21 protein-coding genes are annotated in these 21,173 nt (G+C 67.9%); 5 read left to right on the top strand and 16 right to left on the bottom strand.

Annotation, left to right across the window (positions count from 1 at the left end; translation table 11 throughout):
* Positions 1-20 precede the first annotated feature (20 nt).
* Positions 21-572: a type IV toxin-antitoxin system AbiEi family antitoxin gene (locus tag RS83_RS14685; RefSeq protein WP_156153221.1), complete on the top strand. Its 552-nt coding sequence runs from the start codon at positions 21-23 to the stop codon at positions 570-572.
* Here the strand turns inward: RS83_RS14685 and RS83_RS14680 are convergent.
* From RS83_RS14680 to RS83_RS14645, 8 genes are all read right to left on the bottom strand, one after another.
* Entirely contained in the window at positions 559-2,811 is a 2,253-nt protein-coding gene (locus RS83_RS14680; protein ID WP_045280241.1) for a RelA/SpoT family protein, read from the bottom strand. The two genes, RS83_RS14685 and RS83_RS14680, sit on opposite strands and share 14 nt — an antisense overlap.
* Positions 2,812-2,879: 68 nt before the next feature.
* Complete coding sequence (gene secF, locus RS83_RS14675; RefSeq protein ID WP_045280240.1) at positions 2,880-3,869, bottom strand: protein translocase subunit SecF; 990 nt, start codon at positions 3,867-3,869, stop codon at positions 2,880-2,882.
* Complete coding sequence (secD, locus tag RS83_RS14670) at positions 3,869-5,617, bottom strand: protein translocase subunit SecD (protein WP_045280239.1); 1,749 nt, start codon at positions 5,615-5,617, stop codon at positions 3,869-3,871. The genes secF and secD overlap by 1 nt, the downstream gene beginning before the upstream one ends.
* A 56-nt stretch (positions 5,618-5,673) precedes the next feature.
* Positions 5,674-6,087 carry a preprotein translocase subunit YajC gene (locus RS83_RS14665; protein WP_045280238.1) on the bottom strand — a complete coding sequence of 138 codons (414 nt, stop codon included), beginning with the start codon at positions 6,085-6,087 and terminating at the stop codon, positions 5,674-5,676.
* 72 nt (positions 6,088-6,159) lie between these two features.
* On the bottom strand, positions 6,160-7,185 hold the full coding sequence (gene ruvB, locus RS83_RS14660; RefSeq protein WP_045280237.1) for a Holliday junction branch migration DNA helicase RuvB: 1,026 nt from the start codon (positions 7,183-7,185) through the stop codon (positions 6,160-6,162).
* The gene (ruvA, locus tag RS83_RS14655; protein WP_045280236.1) at positions 7,178-7,798 is read right to left on the bottom strand and encodes a Holliday junction branch migration protein RuvA; all 621 of its coding nucleotides are present in this window, start codon (positions 7,796-7,798) and stop codon (positions 7,178-7,180) included. Before ruvA ends, ruvB begins: the two co-directional genes overlap by 8 nt.
* Before the next feature lie 9 nt (positions 7,799-7,807).
* A complete protein-coding gene (ruvC, locus tag RS83_RS14650; protein ID WP_045280235.1) occupies positions 7,808-8,389 on the bottom strand; it encodes a crossover junction endodeoxyribonuclease RuvC in 582 nt (193 codons plus the stop codon).
* 45 nt (positions 8,390-8,434) lie between these two features.
* On the bottom strand, positions 8,435-9,196 hold the full coding sequence (locus tag RS83_RS14645; protein WP_045280234.1) for a YebC/PmpR family DNA-binding transcriptional regulator: 762 nt from the start codon (positions 9,194-9,196) through the stop codon (positions 8,435-8,437).
* 88 nt (positions 9,197-9,284) lie between these two features.
* Here RS83_RS14645 and RS83_RS14640 point away from each other — a divergent pair, with 88 nt between their 5' ends.
* Positions 9,285-9,971, top strand: coding sequence for an alpha/beta hydrolase-fold protein (locus RS83_RS14640; protein ID WP_045280233.1), 687 nt, complete (start codon positions 9,285-9,287; stop codon positions 9,969-9,971).
* A 15-nt stretch (positions 9,972-9,986) separates the two neighbouring features.
* Here RS83_RS14640 and RS83_RS18390 read toward each other — a convergent pair whose 3' ends face one another.
* On the bottom strand, positions 9,987-10,865 hold the full coding sequence (locus RS83_RS18390) for a DUF402 domain-containing protein (protein ID WP_197072141.1): 879 nt from the start codon (positions 10,863-10,865) through the stop codon (positions 9,987-9,989).
* Between the two features lie 114 nt (positions 10,866-10,979).
* Here RS83_RS18390 and RS83_RS14630 point away from each other — a divergent pair, with 114 nt between their 5' ends.
* Positions 10,980-12,359 carry a pyridoxal phosphate-dependent decarboxylase family protein gene (locus tag RS83_RS14630; RefSeq protein ID WP_045280232.1) on the top strand — a complete coding sequence of 460 codons (1,380 nt, stop codon included), beginning with the start codon at positions 10,980-10,982 and terminating at the stop codon, positions 12,357-12,359.
* Here RS83_RS14630 and pdxT read toward each other — a convergent pair.
* A complete protein-coding gene (gene pdxT / locus RS83_RS14625; protein WP_045280231.1) occupies positions 12,356-12,976 on the bottom strand; it encodes a pyridoxal 5'-phosphate synthase glutaminase subunit PdxT in 621 nt (206 codons plus the stop codon). The two genes, RS83_RS14630 and pdxT, sit on opposite strands and share 4 nt — an antisense overlap.
* Positions 12,966-13,865 (bottom strand): pyridoxal 5'-phosphate synthase lyase subunit PdxS, encoded by a 900-nt coding sequence (gene pdxS / locus RS83_RS14620; RefSeq protein ID WP_045280230.1) that lies wholly within the window; start codon positions 13,863-13,865, stop codon positions 12,966-12,968. Before pdxS ends, pdxT begins: the two co-directional genes overlap by 11 nt.
* Before the next feature lie 106 nt (positions 13,866-13,971).
* On the opposite strand from pdxS, the gene RS83_RS14615 reads away from it, so the two are divergent.
* Both RS83_RS14615 and pdxY read left to right on the top strand, forming a co-directional pair.
* The gene (locus RS83_RS14615; protein WP_045280229.1) at positions 13,972-15,309 is read left to right on the top strand and encodes an aminotransferase class I/II-fold pyridoxal phosphate-dependent enzyme; all 1,338 of its coding nucleotides are present in this window, start codon (positions 13,972-13,974) and stop codon (positions 15,307-15,309) included.
* 46 nt (positions 15,310-15,355) lie between these two features.
* Positions 15,356-16,207 carry a pyridoxal kinase PdxY gene (gene pdxY, locus RS83_RS14610; RefSeq protein ID WP_045280228.1) on the top strand — a complete coding sequence of 284 codons (852 nt, stop codon included), beginning with the start codon at positions 15,356-15,358 and terminating at the stop codon, positions 16,205-16,207.
* A 113-nt stretch (positions 16,208-16,320) separates the two neighbouring features.
* Here the strand turns inward: pdxY and RS83_RS14605 are convergent, their stop codons facing one another.
* The 5 genes from RS83_RS14605 to RS83_RS14585 form a co-directional block, all read right to left on the bottom strand.
* Entirely contained in the window at positions 16,321-16,854 is a 534-nt protein-coding gene (locus tag RS83_RS14605) for an HIT family protein (protein WP_045280227.1), read from the bottom strand.
* A 27-nt stretch (positions 16,855-16,881) separates the two neighbouring features.
* Positions 16,882-18,810 carry a threonine--tRNA ligase gene (gene thrS / locus RS83_RS14600; RefSeq protein ID WP_045280867.1) on the bottom strand — a complete coding sequence of 643 codons (1,929 nt, stop codon included), beginning with the start codon at positions 18,808-18,810 and terminating at the stop codon, positions 16,882-16,884.
* A 122-nt stretch (positions 18,811-18,932) separates the two neighbouring features.
* Positions 18,933-19,292 (bottom strand): YnfA family protein, encoded by a 360-nt coding sequence (locus RS83_RS14595; RefSeq protein WP_045280226.1) that lies wholly within the window; start codon positions 19,290-19,292, stop codon positions 18,933-18,935.
* Positions 19,293-19,318: 26 nt separating this feature from the next.
* Positions 19,319-20,002 (bottom strand): response regulator transcription factor, encoded by a 684-nt coding sequence (locus RS83_RS14590; protein WP_045280225.1) that lies wholly within the window; start codon positions 20,000-20,002, stop codon positions 19,319-19,321.
* Complete coding sequence (locus tag RS83_RS14585) at positions 19,999-21,156, bottom strand: sensor histidine kinase (protein ID WP_045280224.1); 1,158 nt, start codon at positions 21,154-21,156, stop codon at positions 19,999-20,001. Before RS83_RS14585 ends, RS83_RS14590 begins: the two co-directional genes overlap by 4 nt.
* Positions 21,157-21,173: the final 17 nt, after the last annotated feature.

The raw sequence follows: 21,173 nt of genomic DNA, 5'->3' as shown, positions 1-21,173 counted from the left end.
CGCTGCGCCACACTGGCGTGATGCACCCCGCGCTTCTGTATGTCCCCGGCCATCGCCTGAGCCTTCCCGAGCTGAGCGCCGCTCGGCTCGACGGTGACGTGATCGACATCGGAGACGCCTACATCCCGGCTGACCTCGTCGAGAGTCCGGATGTGCGCGCCAGCAGTGTCGCCGGGTTCGTGCAGGAGGGCACCGCGGCGTCCGGCCCCACGGCGGCGTGGATCCACGGCGCCGGTGACGCTCCCCCGTCCGTGCATCACCTGCAGCGCGCACGGGTGCGTCGGGTGCGACCGCGACCGAGTCTGCGGGTGGTATTCCACGACACCGCGGTGGATGCAGTCGATCTCGTGGAGCTCGGCGGCATCGCTGTCGTCACCCCGACCAGAACCATGCTCGACCTCGTGCTCGCGCTGCACCGCGATGCCGGCGCGCTGCACTGGATCGAACGCCTCGCAGAGGTGGCGCCCGCGGTCGTGCACGAGGCACGCAGCACGCTGGAAGCGCTCGAACGGGTGCCGGGCACCCGCACCGGCCGGGAGGTACTGGAGCGGCTGGCGCTCAGGACGTGGTGACGCGGTAAACGTCGTAGACCGCATCGATGCGGCGCACGGCGTTCAGCACGCGGTCGAGGTGCACGGCGTCGCCCATCTCGAACACGAAGCGGCTGATCGCAAGACGCTCGTCGTTGGTGTTCACCGTCGCCGAGAGGATGTTCACGTGGTGCTCGCTGAGCACACGCGTCACATCGGAGAGCAGCCCTGAACGATCGAGCGCCTCGACCTGGATCTGCACACGGAACACGCTCTTCTTCGTCGGCGCCCAGGAGACCTCGACGAAGCGGTCCTGCTCCGACGACAGCGCTTTCACGTTCACGCAGTCCGAACGGTGCACCGAGACGCCACTGCCACGCGTCACGAAACCGACGATCGCGTCGCCGGGCACCGGGGTGCAGCATTTCGCGAGCTTGACGAGGATGTCTGCCGCGCCTCTGACGAGGATGCCGGAGTCGCCCGTGCGCGGCTCCCGCGTCGGCACGCTGCCCGGAAGATCGATCGTCCCGGTGTTGGGATCGTTCGCCTCGACGAGCGCGGTGACCTTCTCGAGGACCGACTGCGTCGACACGTGTCCTTCGCCGACGGCCGCATACAGCGCAGAGACGTCTTCATATCGAAGCTGCTGTGCGACCTCGGCGAACGAATCGTGGCTCATCAGCTTCTGCAGGGGAAGGTTCTGACGGCGCATCGCGCGAGCGATCGCCTCCTTGCCCTGCTCGATCGCCTCTTCGCGGCGCTCCTTCGTGAACCAGCCGCGGATCTTGTTCCGAGCACGCGTGCTCGCGACGAAGCCGAGCCAGTCCTGGCTGGGACCGGCATCCGGGTTCTTCGAGGTGAAGACCTCGACGACGTCGCCGCTCTTGAGCTCGGACTCGAGCGGCACAAGGCGCCCGTTGACCTTCGCGCCCATGGTGCGGTGGCCGATCTCGGTGTGCACCGCGTACGCGAAGTCGACCGGGGTCGCGCTGGCCGGCAGACCGATCACGCGGCCCTTCGGCGTGAAGACGTAGACCTCTTTCGCGCCGATCTCGAACCGCAGCGAATCGAGGAACTCACCGGGGTCGGCGGTCTCCGCCTGCCAGTCGGAGATATGCGCGAGCCACGCCATGTCGGTGTCGGAGGCGCGGACCTCGGTCTTGCCGCCGCCGTTCATCCGCTCCTTGTACATCCAGTGCGCCGCCACGCCGTACTCGGCCTGCTGATGCATCTCGTGCGTGCGGATCTGGATCTCGACCGTGCGACCGGCAGGACCGATGACGGTCGTGTGCAGCGACTGGTAGAGGTTGAACTTCGGCGTCGCGATGTAGTCCTTGAACCGGCCGGGCAACGGGGTCCAGCGCGCATGGATCGCACCGAGCACCGCGTAGCAGTCGCGGACGGAGGCGACCATCACGCGGATGCCGATGAGGTCGTAGATGTCGTCGAACTCGCGACCTCGGATGACCATCTTCTGGTACACCGAGTACAACTGCTTCGGGCGTCCGATGACCTTGCCGCGGATTCGCAGATCACGCAGGTCCTCGTCGATCTCCTCGACGACCTGTGTCAGGTACTTCTCGCGCTGCGGTGTGCGCTGCGCGATCAGGCTGTGGATCTCGTTGTAGATCTTCGGGTGCAGCACCGCGAACGAGAGATCCTCGAGCTCGGACTTGATGGCCTGGATGCCGAGTCGATTCGCCAGGGGCGCGTAGATCTCGAGGGTCTCCTTGGCCTTCTTCGTCGCCTTCTCCGGCGGGACGAAACCCCAGGTGCGAGCGTTGTGCAGGCGGTCGGCGAGCTTGATGAGCAGCACGCGGATGTCCTTCGACATCGCGACGATCATCTTGCGGACGGTCTCTGCCTGAGCGCTCTCGCCGTACTTCACCTTGTCGAGCTTGGTGACGCCGTCGACGAGCATCGCGACCTCGTCGCCGAACTCCGCGGTCAGATCGGTCAGCGCGTAGCCGGTGTCCTCGACGGTGTCGTGCAGCAGGGCGGCGGCGATCGCACGAGGACCGAGACCCAGATCGGCGAGGATCTGGGCGACCGCGAGCGGGTGCGTGATGTACGGCTCACCGCTCTGACGCTGCTGTCCGGTGTGCTTCTCCTTCGCGACCGCATACGCGCGTTCTATGACCGAGAAGTCACCCTTGGGGTGGTTGGCGCGGACCGTGCGGATCAGATTGTCGAGATCGTTGACCCTGGACGCGCGCGAGAAGATGCGGGGTACCAGACGCCGCAGGCTTGACCCCTGCGATGTCGACGGTGCATCCGCCATCCACTCACCTCCGAACTCATCAATCTTACGCGCGTCGACCGGGTGGTCGGCCCGCGCGGTGGCGACGCTCAGGCCTCGACGGCAGCCTTGCTGCGCGCCGCGCGGACGCGTGCATCGCGTTCCTTCAGCGCCGGCTCGTTCTCACGGAACAGCGAGTAGAGCGGGGCGGCCACGAACAGCGTCGAATACGTCGCGACCAGGATGCCGACGAAGATCGACAGCGAGATGTCGGTGAGCGACTCGGCACCGAGCCAGAAGGCTCCGATGAAGAGCACGGCGCCGACCGGCAGCGCGGCCACGACAGACGTGTTGATCGATCGGACGAGCGTCTGGTTCACCGCGAGGTTGACCGACTCTCCGAAGAGTCTGGACGAGTTCTCACCGTCCTCCGTGGTGTTCTCCCTGACCTTGTCGAACACCACCGTCGTGTCGTACAGCGAATACGCGAGGATCGTCAGGAAGCCGATCACCGCCGCGGGCGAGATCTCGAAGCCGGCGAGAGCGTACACGCCGACCGTGATCACGAGCACGTCGAGCAGACCGATGATGGCTGCCGCCGACATCTTCCAGGTGCGGAAGTAGATCGCGAGGATCAGGAACGTGAGCGCGAGGAAGATCGCGAGGCCCCAGAGCGACTGCTTCGTGACGTTCTCACCCCACGCCGGGCCGATGAACGATGACGTGACCTCGGCCGGATCCACCTTGTACGCCTCAGCGAGTGCATTGGCGACCTGCTGGGTCTCCTCGGCACTCATCTGGTCGGTCTGCACGCGGACGTCGGTGCCGCTGACGATGGCGACCTTCGCAGCAGCGCCGGGGACGACCGAACGCACGGCCTTCGCCGCGGTGTCCTGGTCCTTGCTGTCGGGAGCCTGCACCGTGAACTGGGATCCACCGGTGAACTCGATCGAGAACTGGATCGGGCGGATCAGCGGCACGAGTGCCGAACCCACCACCAGGATGATCGCGATGATGAACCACAGACGGCGCTTGCCGACGAACGGGAAGGATGTCTTCCCCGAGTACAGGTTGTTGCCGAACTCATTCATGGAAGGCATCAGTTGTCTCCCTCACTTCCGGCTTTGTTCGATGGTTCGCCGGCGAGGGCTTCGGCGCGCTTGCGCTCTGCGATCGTCTGTCGGCGTTCTGCCTCTCCGCGCGAGCGGGCGTTCTTCGCCCCTCGGCCCACCGTGGCGGTGGCCACGGGGCGGAACTGGGAGCGGCTGCGGTAGACCGCGCCGAGTGCCTCAGGATCGAGTCCGGAGAGCTTGTGCCCGCCGCCGAAGAATCGCGTTCTGGCGAGCAGCTGCATCACGGGATGCGTGAAGATCACGAAGATCATGACGTCGATCAGGGTCGTCAGGCCGAGCGTGAACGCGAAGCCCTTCACGGTCGAGTCGGCGAGGATGTAGAGCACCACGGCCGCGAGGATGTTGATCGACTTCGAGATGTAGATCGTGCGACGCGCACGACCCCAGCCGTCCTCCACCGCGGAGGTGATCGACTTGCCGTCTCGGAGCTCGTCTCGTATTCGCTCGAAGTAGACGATGAACGAGTCGGCCGTGAAGCCGATCGACACGATGAGGCCTGCGACACCGGCGAGCGACAGGCGGAAGCCGAGACGCCACGCCAGGATGCAGATGACGATGTAGGTGAGCACCGCCATCACCGCGATCGAGGCGATGATGACCGAGCCGAGGGCACGGTAGACGATCAGCGAGTAGATCGCCACGAGCGCGAGACCGATCAGCCCAGCGATCAGGCCGACCTGCAGCTGCTGGGTGCCGAGGGTCGCGGAGACCGTGTCATCGCTCTGCACGGCGAAGCTCAGCGGCAGCGCGCCGAACTTCAGCTGGTCGGCGAGCGTCGTGGCCGTCTCCTGCGTGAAGCTGCCGGAGATGCTCGGGCGGCCGTCGAGGATCTGGCCGTTCATCGTCGGGGCAGAGATGACCGACCCGTCGAGCACGAACGCGAACCGGTCACGCGGCGTCTGGCCGTCGATGCGGTTCTGGTTCAGGCGGGTGCTGACCTTGCCGAACGCGTCGGCTCCGTCGGCGTTCATGGTCAGCTGCACGGTCCAGGCACCGGACTGCGGGTCGCGGCCGGCGACGGCATTGTCGATCGCGGTGCCGGTGAGCTCCGTCGGACCGAGGATGTACTTCTCAGCGCCCGTGGGGTCGCACGCGATGAGCGGCTGGTCCTGGGGGCCCTTCGAGGCGTCGTTCTGCGGATTGCTGCAGTCGTAGGCCAGGAACTCCGCCTGAAGCTTCGGTGTGATCCAGGCCAGGTCGCTGCCATCCGTCGGCTCCGCAGTGGGCGTCGCCTCGAGGTCGGGGGCAGGAGTCGGGTACGGAGTCTCGTTTCCGTCCTCACCGACGAACGATGTGGCGGCGACGTCCGTATAGAGCACGGCACGGAACTCGAGCTGCGCACTGGACTGGATCCGATCGCGCGTCTGCTGATCGGCCACGCCGGGAATCTGGACGACGATATTGCGTCCGCCCTCGGTCGTGATGTCGGCCTCGGCCACACCAGACGCGTCGACACGCTGGCGGATGATCGCCGCAGCCTGGTCGAGCTGCTCCGAGGTCGGGGCCGCACCATCCTCGGTCTCGGCGCTCAGGACGATCTGGGTGCCACCCTGCAGGTCGAGCGCGAGTTCAGGCGACCACGAGCTCGCCGGTCCTCCATTGCCGTCCTTGAAGACGTAGACGCCCAGGGAGTTGATCCCGAACAGCACCCCCGTGACGAGCAGCAGACCGAGCAGGACCCGCCAGGCATGGCGGACCGGAGAGGATGAAGCCACGTGTGTTCAGCTTTCTAGAAGACCGGAGTTCCGAGGGACCGCGCGGAGGCGAGGGACTACTTGTTGTCTGCGTCGCGCTCGAGACGGGCGCGCGTCTCCTCGGGGGTCTCGACGACCTGAGCGGTCTCGACCTCGATGACGTCATCGGCGACGACGTCATCAGCGATCGCATCTGCGGCGATGGCGTCGTCGACGGCGTCCTTCGGCTCGACGATGCGGAGGATCGCCTGGCTGTGCACCTCGATGATGGTTCCGGGAGCGATCTCCACGAGCGCGGGCGTGTCGAGGTCTTCGGGGTCGTACGCGACGATGGTGCCGAAGATGCCGCCCTGCAGGAGCACCTTCACGCCGGGAACCGTCTTGGTCGCCTTCTCCTCCTGCTCGGCCTTCATCTGCTTCGTGCGCTTGCGCGTGTTGAAGATCATGAAGACGAGGAGGACTGCGAGGAGTCCGAAGAGGAGGATTTCCATGATGGTTCAGCGCCTTTCTCGGTGCACGCACCAGCGTTTGGGCGCACAGACATAACCGTAAGTCTCCAGCGATTATAGGTCATCGAGCTGAAGCATCCCGTCCGGATGCTTCACCCCGAGGTGCGTGTACGCCTCCGGCATCGCGACACGCCCGCGGGGCGTCCGCCCGAGGAAGCCGATGCGGACGAGATACGGCTCGACGACGCTCTCGACGGTCTCGGCCTCCTCGCCGACAGCGACGGCGAGCGTGCTCAGACCGACCGGTCCGCCTTTGAAGCGACGCACGAGTGCCTCGAGCACCGCGCGGTCGAGGCGGTCGAGGCCGATGGGGTCGACGTCGTAGAGCTCGAGCGCTGCCCGGACGTCGTCGATGGTCGCCGCCCCGTCGCCGTGCACGAGCGCGTAGTCGCGCACGCGGCGCAGCAGCCGGTTCGCGATGCGGGGCGTGCCCCTGGAACGGCGCGCGATCTCGTTGAGCGAGTCCGTCGGCACATCGACGCCGAGCACCAACGCCGAGCGTGCGATGACGCGCTCCAGCTCGTGCTCCTCGTAGAACTCCAGGTGACCGGTGAACCCGAAGCGGTCGCGCAGCGGATTGGGCAGCAGTCCGGATCGCGTGGTGGCGCCGACGAGGGTGAACGGCGCGAGTTCGAGTGGGATGCTCGTCGCGCCGGCTCCCTTGCCGACCATGATGTCGATGCGGTAATCCTCCATCGCGAGGTAGAGCATCTCCTCGGCGGAGCGAGCCATGCGATGGATCTCGTCGATGAAGAGCACCTCGCCCGGCACCAGGCTCGACAACAATGCCGCGAGGTCGCCGGCATGCTGGATGGCGGGCCCGCTGGACAGGCGCAGCGGGCGCTCGCTCTCGTGCGCGACGATCATCGCGAGGGTGGTCTTGCCGAGCCCAGGAGGGCCCGCGAGCAGGATGTGGTCGGCCGGACGGCTCTGGATGCGTGCAGCGTCGAGCAGCAGCTGCAGCTGGCCGCGCACCTTCTGCTGGCCCACGAACTCACCGAGGCTCGTCGGTCGCAGCGCGCCTTCGATAGCGAGCTCTGTCTCGTCGACCGGTTCGTTGGCGTCGAGGGCGTCAGACACGCGACTGGCCTCCCTGTGCCGGTCCGAGCAGGGCGAGCGTGCGACGCAGCAGCGCGGCGACCGAACTGCGCTCCGCATCCGTCGCCTCCGCCGCCGTCTGTGCGGCCGCCTCGGCCGCGACCTTCTCCGACCAGCCGAGGCCGATCAGGGCGGCCGTGACCTGCGTGGTGATGTCGGCGGGACCTGCGGACGCAGCCCGCGAACTCGGCGCCACCGGGTGCACCTTGCCCGCCAGCTGCAGGACGATGAGTTTCGCGGTCTTCGGCCCGATGCCGGAGACACGGCGGAAGGGCGCGTCGTCCTCCGAGGTGACGGCTTCGGCGATCTGGTCGACCGTGAGGTGCGAGAGCACGCCGAGTGCGGACTTCGGCCCCACGCCCGTCACGCTGATCAGCAGCCCGAAGATCTCGAGCTCCTCGCGGTCGGCGAACCCGTAGAGCGACAGGGCATCCTCACGCACGATGAGGCTGGTGTGCAGGAGGATCCGCTCCCCCACCGTCGCGGTGTGAGCGACATCGGCCGGGACGGCGACGGAGAATCCGACACCTCCCACCTCGACGATGACCTGGTCGGTCGTCGCGAGCAGGACGACACCGTGCAGGGAGGAGATCATTCCCTCAGCCTACGGGGCTGATCGTAGGTATGTTCGAGCGACACGCTCCGCGTCGGCCCACGCGCGCTGCGCCGGGGTCAGCGCGGCCTGCCCTGGCGCACCGGCGGCGCCACGGCGCCACGCATGACAGAGGGCGATCGCGAGCGCGTCCGCGGCATCCGCGGGTTGCGGAGGCGCATCGAGTCGCAGGATGCGGGCGATCATCGCCTGCACCTGGCGCTTGTCCGCCGAACCGTAGCCCGTGACCGCGGCCTTGACCTCACTCGGAGTGTGGGTCGCGGCGGGGAGTCCGTGCTCAGCGGCGATCAGCAGTGCCACGCCGCTCGCCTGGGCGGTGCCCATCACGGTGTGGGTGTTCTGCTGTGCGAACACACGCTCGACCGCGACCGCATCAGGGCGATACTCGGCGATCACCTCGCGGATGCCGGCCGCGACGATCGCGAGGCGGTCACCGATCTCGGCATCCGGAGATGAGCGGATCACCCCGACGTGCACGAGCGTGCCGCGCCGGGTGCGATCGACGTCGACCACGCCCACACCGCACCGGGTCAGGCCGGGGTCGATGCCGAGCACCCGAAGCGAAGAGGTCACTCCCCCAGGCTACGTCGGAGGGGCCGCTGGACCCGCCCGCCGCGCCTACGCGTCGTCGTTCTCGAGCTCGGCCTGCACCTCGGCGGTGAGGTCGAAGTTCGTGAACACGTTCTGCACGTCCTCACTGTCTTCCAGCGCGTCGATCAGACGGAAGATCTTGCGAGCCGTGTCAGCGTCGATCTCGACCTTGAGGTTCGGCACGAATTCGACGTCGGCCGACTCGTAGTCGATCCCCGCGTCCTGCAGCGCGCTGCGCACCGTGACCAGATCGCTCGCCTCGGTGACGATCTCGAACCCCTCGGCGTGCGGCTCGATCTCCTCGGCGCCGGCCTCGAGCGCCGCCATCATGACGTCGTCCTCGGTGGTCCCCTCGGAACCGACGACGATGACGCCCTTGCGGCTGAAGTTGTAGGCGACGCTGCCGGGGTCGGCGAGCGTTCCACCGTTGCGGCTGAGCGCGGTGCGAACCTCTGCGGCGGCACGGTTCTTGTTGTCGGTCAGACACTCGATCATGAGGGCGACGCCGTTGGGTCCGTAGCCTTCGTACATGATCGAGAGGTACTCGACGGCCTCGCCGCCGATGCCTGCGCCACGCTTCACTGCGCGGTCGATGTTGTCCTTGGGGACTGAGGTCTTCTTGGCCTTCTGAATGGCGTCGAAGAGGGTCGGGTTGCCCTGCAGGTCGGCACCGCCGAGCTTGGCCGCGACCTCGATGTTCTTGATGAGCTTGGCCCAGGACTTCGCGCGCCTGGAGTCGATGATGGCCTTCTTGTGCTTCGTGGTGGCCCACTTGGAATGCCCGGACATAAGTCTCCGCTCGTCGTCTCCGCCCAGAAGCTCGCACCCAGGGCATCGTCTATTCTAACGAACTGCGCGAGTGGCGCAGGATGGAGACATGCGCAGATCCCGTCACATCTCCCCTGCCGACCGCTCATCCGAGGTGCACGACGACGAGCCGACACCCGTCGACACCCTCCGATACCTGGTCCATCTGCCGGAGGACTACGACGCCGATCCGGACAGGCGCTGGCCGCTCGTGCTGTTCCTGCACGGCGCGGGCGAGCGGGGTTCCGACCTCGACCGAGCGGCACTGCACGGTCCGCCGAGGCTGGCGGATGCCGGGCACGAGTTCCCCTTCGTCCTCGTCACGCCCCAGTGCGCCGAATCGAGTCAGTGGGTCGCTGAACTCTCGACGCTGTCCGGGCTGCTGGACGAGGTCGTCGCGGCGCATCGGATCGACAGCGCACGCATCTCGGTGACCGGGTTGAGCATGGGCGGGTATGGCACCTGGAGCATGGCGGTACGGTATCCCGATCGTTTCGCCGCGATCGCGCCGATCTGCGGCGGGCTGTGGTTGCAGAGCGCCGCGCCGATCCGGAGCCTGCCCGTCTGGGCGTTCCACGGCGACGCCGACGACGTCGTGCCGATCGCCGCCACGGACGACATCGTGACCGAACTCCGTTCACTCGGCGGCGACGTGCGCTTCACGCGGTACCCGGGCGTGGGGCACGACTCCTGGACCGAGACATACGGGAACCCGGAGTTCTTCGACTGGCTGCTCTCCCACCGGCGCACCCGCTGACCCCCGCCGGGTGGCTCAGCCCTCGAGACTCCTCCTGCCGGAGCGCGTACGCGCGGCGGCTGTCGCAGCTGTCTCCGGCAACTCGAGCGGGACGTCGGCATCCGCGTCCGGCACCCACTGATCCCACCCGTCATCCAGCGGCCAGGCGGCATCCATGATGAGCTCTGCTCCCGCGTGGTCCGCGAGCACACGCACCGCTTCTGCCTGCTCAGGCGAGAACCGACCCTGGTCGACCGCGGCTGCGAGTTCGTCCGCGTCCTTGAGCCAGACGTCCTCCTCACCGCGGTGCTCGGCGTCGATCCACAGATCCAACACGAGGTCGCGGGTGAACACGGCCGCCTCCTCGCCGCTGATGCGTCGGTGCGGAAGCTCGATGTTCACGTACACGCCGTCGGCCGTCCCGTCTTCGCGCCGGAAGAACCACACCGACCACGGCTTTCCGGTCGGGGCGACTCGCAGGATGCCCGGCCCCGTCCAGGCGCGCTCGACGGCATGCCACGGCACGAGGAAGCGCTCCTCGAGCGGAACCTCACGCGGGTGTCGGCCGTCGGCTGGAACCGCGTCGAGGCGAGCCGAGGCCGACGGGGTCCAGGCCACGAGCCCGCGGTCGTCATCGCGCACGACGCGTGCCGTCTCGATCACCCGCCCGTAGCGCCAGAGGATCTGCTGCCCGATCGCGAAGCGCGGCGCCGCGGGACTGCTCGACGCGACCGCTCGGTCGTACGCGGGGTCCGCGTGGGCGGCAGCCTGGTCGGCCGAATCGAGCTCGGCGATCGCCTCGGCCAACGGACGACGCGTGGTCGCGATGTGAGCCCAGTCCGCGCCGCGTCTGCCCACGAGTTCGACCGTGCCTCCGCTCGCACTGACTCCGGTCGTCCTCAGTGGTGTTCGCATGCCGCCACCGTACCCGGCGCACCTGCCGGCGGCCGAAACCCTCGCGGGGCTCCGGCCGTCCCGGGTGATCGAGGACGTCTGGTGCACGATGGCTCGCGGGTGTAGTCCTGAGCCATGGACCAGAGCGGCTTCGACGACAGAACGCGTGCGCTCGACGCCGCCCACCGACGCGCGACGGAGTTCCTGGAGACCCTCGACGACCGACCGGTGTGGCCGCGCGCTGGTCTCGACGAGATGCTGGCTGCGTTCGGAGGACCGCTTCCGGAAGACGGCATCGACCCGGCTCAGGTGATCGAGCAGATCGCGACCCGCGCCGACCCCGGTCTCGTCGCGATCCCCGGCGGACGATTCTTCGGCTTCGTGATCGGCGGCACGCATCCAGCTGCACTCGCAGCTGATTGGCTCGTCTCGGCGTGGGACCAGAACTCCGGCTCGTCGGCGTTGGCTCCTGCCACCGTCGCCATGGAGCGGATCGCAGGGCGGTGGATGCTGGATCTCCTCGGCCTGCCCGCCTCGGCGAGCGTCGGGTTCGTCACCGGAGGACAGCTCGCGAACTTCACCTGTCTCGCGTCAGCGCGCCAAGCCGTGTTGGCCAGGACCGGGTGGGACGTGAGCGAACGCGGGCTCAGGAACGCGCCGCCGTTGCGTTTCGTCGTCGGCGCGGATCGTCACAGCTCGATCGATCGCGCGGCGCGCTTCCTCGGGATCGGACGCGCTGAGTTGATCGTGATCGACTCAGACGATCAGGGACGGATGCGGGCCGACGCCCTCGAGCGAAAGCTCGGCAGCGGCACCGGTCCCGTGATCGTGTGCCTGCAGGCAGGAGAGGTGCATACCGGCGCCTTCGACGACTTCGAGGCGCTGATCCCGCTCGCCAGGACGCACGCGGCGTGGGTGCACGTCGACGGAGCGTTCGGGCTCTGGGCTGCCGCCTCGCCGACGCTTCGGACGCTCACAGCAGGCATGGAGGAGGCAGACTCGTGGGCGACGGACGGGCACAAGACCCTCAACGTGCCGTACGACTGCGGCATGGCCATCGTGCGAGACCCCGCAGACTCGATCGCCGCGTTCCGCACCGGCGGCGACTACCTGATGTACACGGGACTGGATCCCTGGGACGTGACGCCGGAGCTCTCCCGACGTGCACGCGGCGTGCCGGCCTGGGCCGCACTGCGCAGCCTCGGTCGCTCCGGCGTCGCGCAGCTCCTGGACCGGCTGCACGCGAACGCCGAGGCGATGGCATCCGGACTGCGGTCCATCCCTGGCATGCACGTCGTCAACGAGGTCGGCTACACCCAGGTGATGTTCCGGCTCGATGATGACGACGCCACCCGCGCACTCGGCCGAGCGATCCTCGACGAGGGCACTGCTGCGGTGACCGGAGCCGAATGGCGCGGTCGAGCGACGCAGCGCTGCTCGATGTCGTCGTGGGCGACGACATCCGACGACATCGACCGCACGGTGGCTGCGATCCGAGCCCTGGTCGACGCCTAGACGTGCGTCGAACGCCGCGTGCGGGCGAATGACTCTGCGAGACCGAGGAACCGTTCGTGGAACCGCGTCTCACCGTCGACCTCGGGGTGGAAGCTGGTGCCGAGCAGGCTGCCCTGCTGCACCGCGACCACAGTGCCGTCGGGCAGCGACGCGAGGACCTCGACTCCGGCGCCGACACGCTCGACGACTGGCGCACGGATGAAGGTCGCGTGCACCGACGGTGCGCCGAGCACAGGCACGTCGAGCTCCGTCTCGAAGGATTCGGTCTGGCGACCGAACGCGTTGCGCCGAACGGCGACGTCCAGCCCTCCGAAGGACTCCTGCCCGTCGATGCCGTCGAGCACGGTGTCCGCCAGCAGGATGAGGCCGGCGCATGTGCCGTACATCGGCATGCCGGCGGTGATCGCCGCGCGGATCGGCTCCTGCATTCCGAACAGCCGCGAGAGCTTGTCGATCACGCTCGACTCGCCGCCGGGGATCACCAGACCGGCGACGGCGTCGAGCTCTTCCGGACGGCGGACGAGCACGACGTCGGCGCCCAGACCCTCGAGCAGGGCGGCGTGCTCGCGCACGTCGCCCTGCAGCGCGAGCACACCGACCTGGGGGTTACCAGCCACGCTCGGCAAGGCGGTGCGGTGCAGGCAGGTCGGAGACGTTGATCCCGACCATCGCCTCGCCGAGCCCACGGGACACCTCCGCGACGACCTTCGCGTCGTCGAAGAACGTGGTCGCCTTGACGATCGCCTTGGCCCGTTCGGCGGGGTTGCCCGACTTGAAGATGCCGGAGCCGACGAAGACGCCGTCGGCTCCGAGCTGCATCATCATCGCGGCATCCGCCGGCGTCGCGACGCCACCGGCCACGAACAGCACGACCGGGAGCTTGCCCGTCTCGGCGATCTCGGCGACCAGTTCGTATGGCGCCTGCAGTTCCTTGGCGGCGACGAACAGCTCGTCCTTCGTCATGGAGCGCAGCACGTTGATCTCGGAACGGATCTTGCGGATGTGCTTGGTCGCCTCCGAGACATCGCCGGTGCCGGCCTCGCCCTTCGAGCGGATCATGGCGGCGCCCTCGTTGATGCGGCGGAGCGCCTCGCCGAGGTTCGTCGCGCCGCACACGAAGGGCACCGTGAAGGGGAACTTGTCGATGTGGTTCACGTAGTCCGCCGGCGACAGCACCTCGGACTCGTCGATGTAGTCGACGCCGAGCTCCTGGAGGATCTGGGCCTCGACGAAGTGCCCGATGCGCGCCTTCGCCATCACCGGGATCGAGACGGCATCGATGATGCTGTCGATCATGTCGGGGTCGCTCATGCGGGAGACGCCGCCCTGCGCGCGGATATCGGCCGGCACCCGCTCGAGCGCCATGACGGCGACCGCACCGGCATCCTCGGCGATCTTCGCCTGATCGGCGGTGACGACGTCCATGATGACGCCGCCCTTGAGCATCTCGGCCAGCCCGCGCTTCACACGCGCGGATCCGGTGGTGGCCTGTTCGGTGACGGTCATGACGGTCCTCTCGGATGGACGGAGCACGCACGCATTGCGCGATCCAAAGTCAGTTTTGATCTATGTCAAAAGATAGCACCGTCCGGGACGACCTAGAATCGAGGTGATGAGCGACGAGATCACAGGAACGACGGCGGCCGAGATCGCCGACAGTGTGCGCGCGCTGCTCGAACGAGGCGTTCTGCGCTCCGGGGCGCTCCTCCCCCCTGTGCGCGAGCTCGCCGCGACGCTCGGCGTCAACCGGAACACCGCGGTCGCCGCATATCGACAGCTCGCGCAGGCAGGTCTCGTCATCTCCCGCGGACGCGCAGGCACCGTCGTCTCCGGGATGGATGCCGTGGCCCAGGAGGGATACGCCTCCGACACCGTGCTGCGCGATGTCGGCACCGGAAACCCCGATCCCGCACTGATCCCGGACCCCTCGACCGCACTCGCCACGGTCGCCGGCCGCCCCGTGCTCTACGGCGAGCCCGTGATCGACCGCGGACTCGAGCGATGGGCCAGGGAATGGGTCGCCCCGGATCTCGGTGGCAGCGACTTCCGGATCACGATCACCAGCGGCGCCGTCGACGCGGTCGAACGTCTGCTCGCGCAGGCGCTGACCCGTGATGACGCAGTGGCACTCGAGGACCCCTGTTTCCTCGCCAGCATCCACACCGTGCGACTCGGCGGCTACCGCGCCGTGCCGGTGCCCGTGGATTCCGAGGGCATGACGGTCGACGGACTGCGCGCGGCGCTCGCCGCAGGCGTCCGCGCGATCATCTGCACCCCACGCGCCCAGAACCCGACCGGGGCGAGCCTCTCGGCCCGCCGAGCCGAAGAGCTCCGCGCCGTCCTCGTCGAGCACCCGTACGTGCTGCTGATCGAGGACGATCACTACTCGATGCTGTCCCAGCGCACCTCCGAGACCCTGATCAGCCCCGGACACCGCCGTTTCGCGCTCATCCGCTCGGTCTCGAAGTTCCTCGGACCGGACATGTGCCTCGCGATCGCGGCAACCGACCCCGAGACCGCGGAACGCTTGGCGATGCGGCTGAGTCCCGGCACCACATGGGTGAGCCACCTGCTGCAGCGCCTGACGCTGGCCCAACTGACGGATGCCGATGCGGTCGCCCGAGTCGCAGCCGCCGGCGCGCACTATGCGGAGCGCAACGAGGCGTTCGCTTCACGGCTGCGCGCGCACGGCATCGCGATCCCCGACACCGAGGGCCTCAGCCTCTGGGTCGAGCTCCCCCAGCCTGCGCGCCTCGTCGCCGAACGACTGATGCGCCGCGGCTGGCTCGCCCGCACCGGCGACGACTTCGCCCTCGGCGAGCGGGCCGATGCATCCCACCACTTGCGTCTGACCGTGCATGATCTGTCCGATGACGATGCCGACACGCTCGTCGCCGACCTCGTGTCCGCGGCCGGCATCCCGGTCGGCACTGCACAGGTGACCCGATGACCACCCGACGCGGGCAGCAGCCCGCCCTGAATGAAAGGATCGAGAGATGAAGATCCTCTCCATCCAGTCCGCCGTCGCGTACGGCCACGTCGGCAACTCGGCAGCGGTCTTCCCGCTGCAGCGCATCGGCGTCGAGGTGCTGCCCGTCTACACGGTGAACTTCTCCAACCACACCGGCTACGGCGCCTGGCGCGGGCCCATGATCTCCCCCGATGACGTGCGCGAGGTCATCACGGGCATCGAGGACCGCGGTGTCTTCGACCGGATCGACGCCGTGCTCAGCGGATACCAGGGCGGTGAGGGCATCGGCGATGTGATCATCGACGCCGTCGCGCGCGTGAAGGCAGCGAACCCGAAGGCGCTGTACGCCTGCGATCCCGTGATGGGCAACGCGAAATCCGGATGCTTCGTCGCCCCGGCGATCCCGGTGCTGCTGCGCGAGAAGGTCGTCCCGGTCGCCGACATCATCACGCCGAACCAGTTCGAGCTCGGCTTCCTCACCGAGACCGAGCCGGACACGCTCGAGTCGACGCTCGCCTCGGCCGATCTGGCGAGAGCGATGGGTCCGCGAACCATCCTCGTCACGAGCGTCGAGCGTCCCGACCGCGAGGACGGCACGATCGAGATGCTCGCCGTCGACGACAACGGCGCATGGATCGTGCAGACCCCGCACCTGCCGATGAAGGCGAACGGCTCCGGCGACGTCACCGCCGCGCTCTTCACCGCGCACTACGTCGAGACCGGCAGCGCGCAGATCGCCCTCGAGCGCACGGCATCCAGCGTGTACGACCTGCTCAAGGCCACGCTCGACTCGGGCGACCGCGAGCTGCAGCTCGTGGAGGCGCAGGAGTTCTACGCGAACCCGCGGATGCAGTTCGCCGCGCGCCAGGTGCGCTGAGGCTGAGCCCCCGACCGACGTCGGCGACGCTTCGACAGGCTCAGCGACCCAAGGAGCGACGCTTCGACAGGCCCAACGTGCGACGCTTCGAGAGGCTCAGCGACGCAACGCGGTCAGCGCGGCCAGGCGTTCGCCACGGCCTCCCGCACCTCGCCGAGGAGTTGCGGGAGGGCCTTGGTCTTGGCGATGATCGGGAAGAAGTTCGCGTCTGATGTCCACCGCGGCACCACGTGCTGGTGCAGGTGCCCATCGACACCCGCACCGGCCACGGCGCCCTGATTCATCCCGAGGTTGAAGCCGTCGCAGCGCGACACCTCGCGAAGCACCCGCATACCGATCTGCGTCAGCACACCGATCTCGGCAACCTCTTCCGGCGTCGCCTGGTCGTAGGTCGCGATGTGCCGGTACGGGCACACCAGCAGGTGACCGGAGTTGTACGGGAAGAGATTGAGCAGCACGTAGGCGGTCTCGCCGCGTGCGACGATCAGCCGCTCGGCGTCCGGATGCTTCGGCGCCTCGCAGAACGGACACTCCTCGCGCAGCGGCTCGGGCCCCGCTTGGATGTAGGCCATCCGGTGCGGGGTCCACAGCCGCTGGAACTCGTCGGGCACGCCGGCGAAGAGCCCGGCGTCCTCCGGCTCAGCCACGTCCGGATTCCTGAGCTCGTCGACGGCTCACGCCAGGTCCCCTGCTGTCTGCACGAGCGTGTGCGCCTCGATCGCGGCCTGGATGCGAGCCACGGCATCCGCAACGGGCACACCGTTCTCCTGCGTGCCGTCACGGTAGCGGAACGAGACCGTGCCTGCGGCGCGGTCCTGCTCGCCGGCGATGAGGAGCAACGGCACCTTACCGGTCGTGTGCGTGCGGATCTTCTTCTGCATCCGGTCGTCGGAGGCGTCGAGCTCCGCACGGACACCGGAGTTCCGCAGCGTGGTGATGACCTCGCCCAGGTAGTCGGCGAACTCGTCGGCGACCGGGACTCCCACGACCTGCAGCGGCGACAGCCACACCGGGAAGTCGCCGGCGTAGTGCTCGAGGAGGATCGCGAAGAACCGCTCGATCGAGCCGAACAGCGCACGGTGGATCATGATCGGACGCTTCTTCTGCCCGTCCTTGTCCATGAACTCGAGGTCGAAGCGCTCCGGCAGGTTCGGGTCGACCTGGACGGTCGAGAGCTGCCAGGTACGGCCGATCGCGTCACGCGTCTTGAGGTCGATCTTGGGGCCGTAGAACGCTGCCTCGCCTGGCACCTCGGTGAGCTTGAGGCCGGAGGCCACGGCGACCCGACGCAGCGCATCGGTCGACGACTCCCAGAACTCCTCGGAGCCGATCCACTTGGACTTCTCGTCGTCCTTCATCGACAACTCGAGCTCGAAGTCGGTCAGACCGAAGTCGCGCAGCATCGAGAGGATGAAGTCGAGGACCTTCGCGACCTCTTCTTCGAGCTGGTCGGGCGTGACGAACAGGTGCGAATCGTCCTGGGTGAAGCCGCGGACGCGGGTCAGGCCGTGCAGCGCGCCGGAGAGCTCGTTGCGGTAGACCGTGCCGTTCTCGGCGAGCCGCAGCGGCAGGTCGCGGTAGCTCCGCGCACGCTCCTTGTAGATCAGGATGTGCATGGGGCAGTTCATGGGCTTCAGGTAATAGTCCTGGCCCTGCTTGGTGACGTTGCCCTCGTCGTCGCGCTCCTCATCCATCACGATGGGCGGGAACATGCCGTCCTTGTACGTGACGAGGTGGTTCGAGGTCAGGAAGAGGTCTTCCTTCGAGATGTGCGGGGTGTACACGTAGGTGTAACCGCCCTCGATGTGGCGCTTCCTGGCGTGCTGCTCCATCTCGCCGCGGATCATGCCGCCCCGAGGGTGCCACACCGACAGACCGGAGCCGATCTCCTCGGGGAACGAGAAGAGGTCGAGCTCCTTGCCGAGGCGGCGGTGATCGCGCTTGGCTGCCTCTTCGAGGCGGTGCTGGTAGGCGCGCAGTTCGTCCTTGGTCGGCCAGGCGGTCCCGTAGATGCGCTGCAGCTGCGGGTTCTTCTCGCTGCCGCGCCAGTATGCGGCGGCGATGCGAGTGAGGTCCCAGCCGTTGCCGATCATGCGGGTGTTCGGCAGGTGCGGCCCGCGGCAGAGGTCCTTCCAGACGACCTCTCCGTCACGCGTGGTGTTGTCGTAGATCGTGAGTTCGCCCTCGCCGACCTCGACGGAAGCGCCCTCGGCGACCTCCTTGCCAGGGCCCTTGAGGCCGATGAGCTCGAGCTTGAACGGCTCGTCGGCCAGCTCGGCACGCGCCTCATCGTCGGTCACGACGCGACGGACGAATCGCTGGCCCTCGCGGATGATGCGCTGCATCTCCTTCGAGATGGCCTTGATGTCTTCGGGGGTGAACGGGGTCTCCACGCCGAAGTCATAGTAGAAGCCGTCGGTGATGGGCGGGCCGATGCCGAGGTTCGCCTGCGGGTTGATGCGCTGCACGGCCTGCGCGAGCACGTGGGCAGCCGAATGGCGGAGGATGTTCAGCCCGTCCACACTGTCGATCGTGACCGCTTCGACCTCATCGGTGTCGGTCAGCGTCGTGGCGAGATCCTTGAGATCGCCGTTGACGCGCATCGCGACGACGTTTCGGTCAGTGAACAGGGCGAAGCCGTCATTCGGCCGGGCGTTTTCAGGCACAGAAACTCTCCATCTGGGTCGGTACCCAGGTTACTCGCATGGCCGGGCCCTCCTGACCGCTAGGAGGCGGTATCGGATGCCGCGTTCGACGCCGTCGGCGCGAGGATGATGATCGCCGCGCCGATCAGGGCGATCGACGACCCGATCCAGTCCCACACCGTCGGCTTGAACCCGTCGACGATGATCCCCCAGGCCAGCGATCCGGCGATGAAGATGCCGCCGTACGACGCGAGCACGCGCCCGAAGTTCGCATCCGGCTGCAGTGCGGCGATGAACCCGTACGCGCCGAGCGCCATCACGCCGAGCACCGCGAAGGTCCAGCCACGATTCTCCTTGACCGCCTGCCAGATCAGCCAGGCGCCGCCGATCTCGGCGACGGCTGCGAGAACGAAGAGGATCACGATGCGCGCGACGGTCATCTGCCCAGTGTGGCAGTGGGTCGTGCTCAGCCGCGCAGGTCGGAGCCGCTCGACGGGATGACGAGCCCTGATTCGTATGCCTGGATCACGAGTTGCGCCCGATCGCGCGCGTGGAGCTTCGACATGATGCGATTCACATGGGTCTTCGCGGTGTGCGGCGAGATCACGAGCCCCTCCGCGATGTCCTGATTCGACGCTCCGCCCGCCACGAGGAGCAGTACCTCTCGTTCTCGTTCGGTGAGCTGGCGCAGCGGCTCGCGCTGCCAGGCGTCAGCTCGCGGATGCTGCGGCAGCACCGAGCGCTCGATCAGCGCTCTGGTGGCGGCCGACGACAGCAGCGCCTCCCCGCGGTGGACCACCCGCACCGCGGTGACGATGTCCTCCGGCTCAGCGCCCTTGCCGATGAACCCGCTCGCACCGGCGCGGAGCGCGGCGACCACGTAGTCGTCCTCTTCGAAGGTCGTGAGGATGAGCACGCGCGTCGTCGTCGAAGGCTGCATGCTCATGAGCTGCGCAGTGGCCGCGATGCCGTCGAGCTCCGGCATCCTGATGTCCATCACGACGACATCCGGCATCGATTCGCGCGCTGCGGCGACCGCCTCGCGCCCGTTCGCAGCCTCGCCGACCACTTCGATGCCGCCGTCGATGAGGATGTCGCGGACCGCCTGCCGGACCAGCGGCTGGTCGTCGACGACGAGCACCCGGATCATCGCGCCCCTCCATCGAGGGGGATCCGGACCACGAGGCGGAACTCATCACCGGCACGACTGGTCTGCGCTTCGCCTCTGACCGCGACGACGCGCTCGCGCAGGCCGCGCAACCCGTGGCCACCGCTCTCCGATGCTGCGTCCGACGATGCGGCCATCCGGTTGACGACGACGATGTGCAGGGCTCCGTCCTCCGCCCAGAGGCGGACGGTCGCGCTGTCATCGGCGCCGTGCTTGTGCGCGTTGGTCAGCCCTTCGAGGATCACGAGGTAGGCGACGTGATCGCTGGCCGGCGAGAGCGCAGGGCGATCGGGGGCATCCTGCAGATCGACGTCGAGCCCCACCTCCCGGAATCGCGTGACCAGGTCGCCGAGGCCGACGAGTCCGATCTGCGGGTGAAGATCACGGACGTCGTCCGGATCATCGGAGCGGAGCAGCGCCATCAGCCCGCCGATATCGGCGAGCACGGTCCGCGAGGAACGCCGGATCGTGCTCAATGCCTCGCGTGCGCGCTCCGGGCGGGTCTCGAGCGCGGAGGACGCAACGCCCGCGTTGAGGCTGATCACCGAGATCTGATGCGCGACGACGTCATGCAGGTCACGGGCGATCCGCACCCGCTCCTCGGCGACCCGCCGCCGCGCCTCCTCATCCCGCCCCTGTTCCGCACGTTCCGCGCGTTCGGTCATCGCGGAGACGAATTCACGTCGCGACCGGGTCGCATCGCCCAGGGCCCCGGCCAGCGCGACGATGAAGACGAACTGGAGCGCGCGGGCATCGAAGAGGTCGCCGTCGAGCGGCACAGCGTTGGAGAAGAAGACGATCGCCGTCGCCGCGCTCACCGCCGCGATGCCGACCAGCCGCCCTCGCCGATCCACGACGGCGAACGAGCTGATGGCGACCGCGATGAGCCCGCTCGGCGACAGGACCCCGGCGAACGCCAGGGTCACGGCGCACACCAGACTGATCGCGAGCACGACGAGCGGAAGCCGGCGACGGAACGGCATCGCCGCTGCGGGGACGAGTGCGACGATGAGCCACCATCCGCTTGCACGGAATGCGTCGTCCGGGAACGGCGATACGGCGAACAGCACGACGACGACCACAGCGATCGCGTCGCCGAGCGGCGCCGCGATTCCTGGAGGACGAGGTGCCGGCATCTCTCCAGTATTCCCCG

The organism is Microbacterium oxydans (genome assembly GCF_000956525.1).
GTDB classification, from domain to species: domain Bacteria; phylum Actinomycetota; class Actinomycetes; order Actinomycetales; family Microbacteriaceae; genus Microbacterium; species Microbacterium oxydans_A.
The sequence above is the reverse complement of the archived record's forward strand: the minus strand, read 5'-3'. Positions and strand labels throughout refer to the sequence as shown.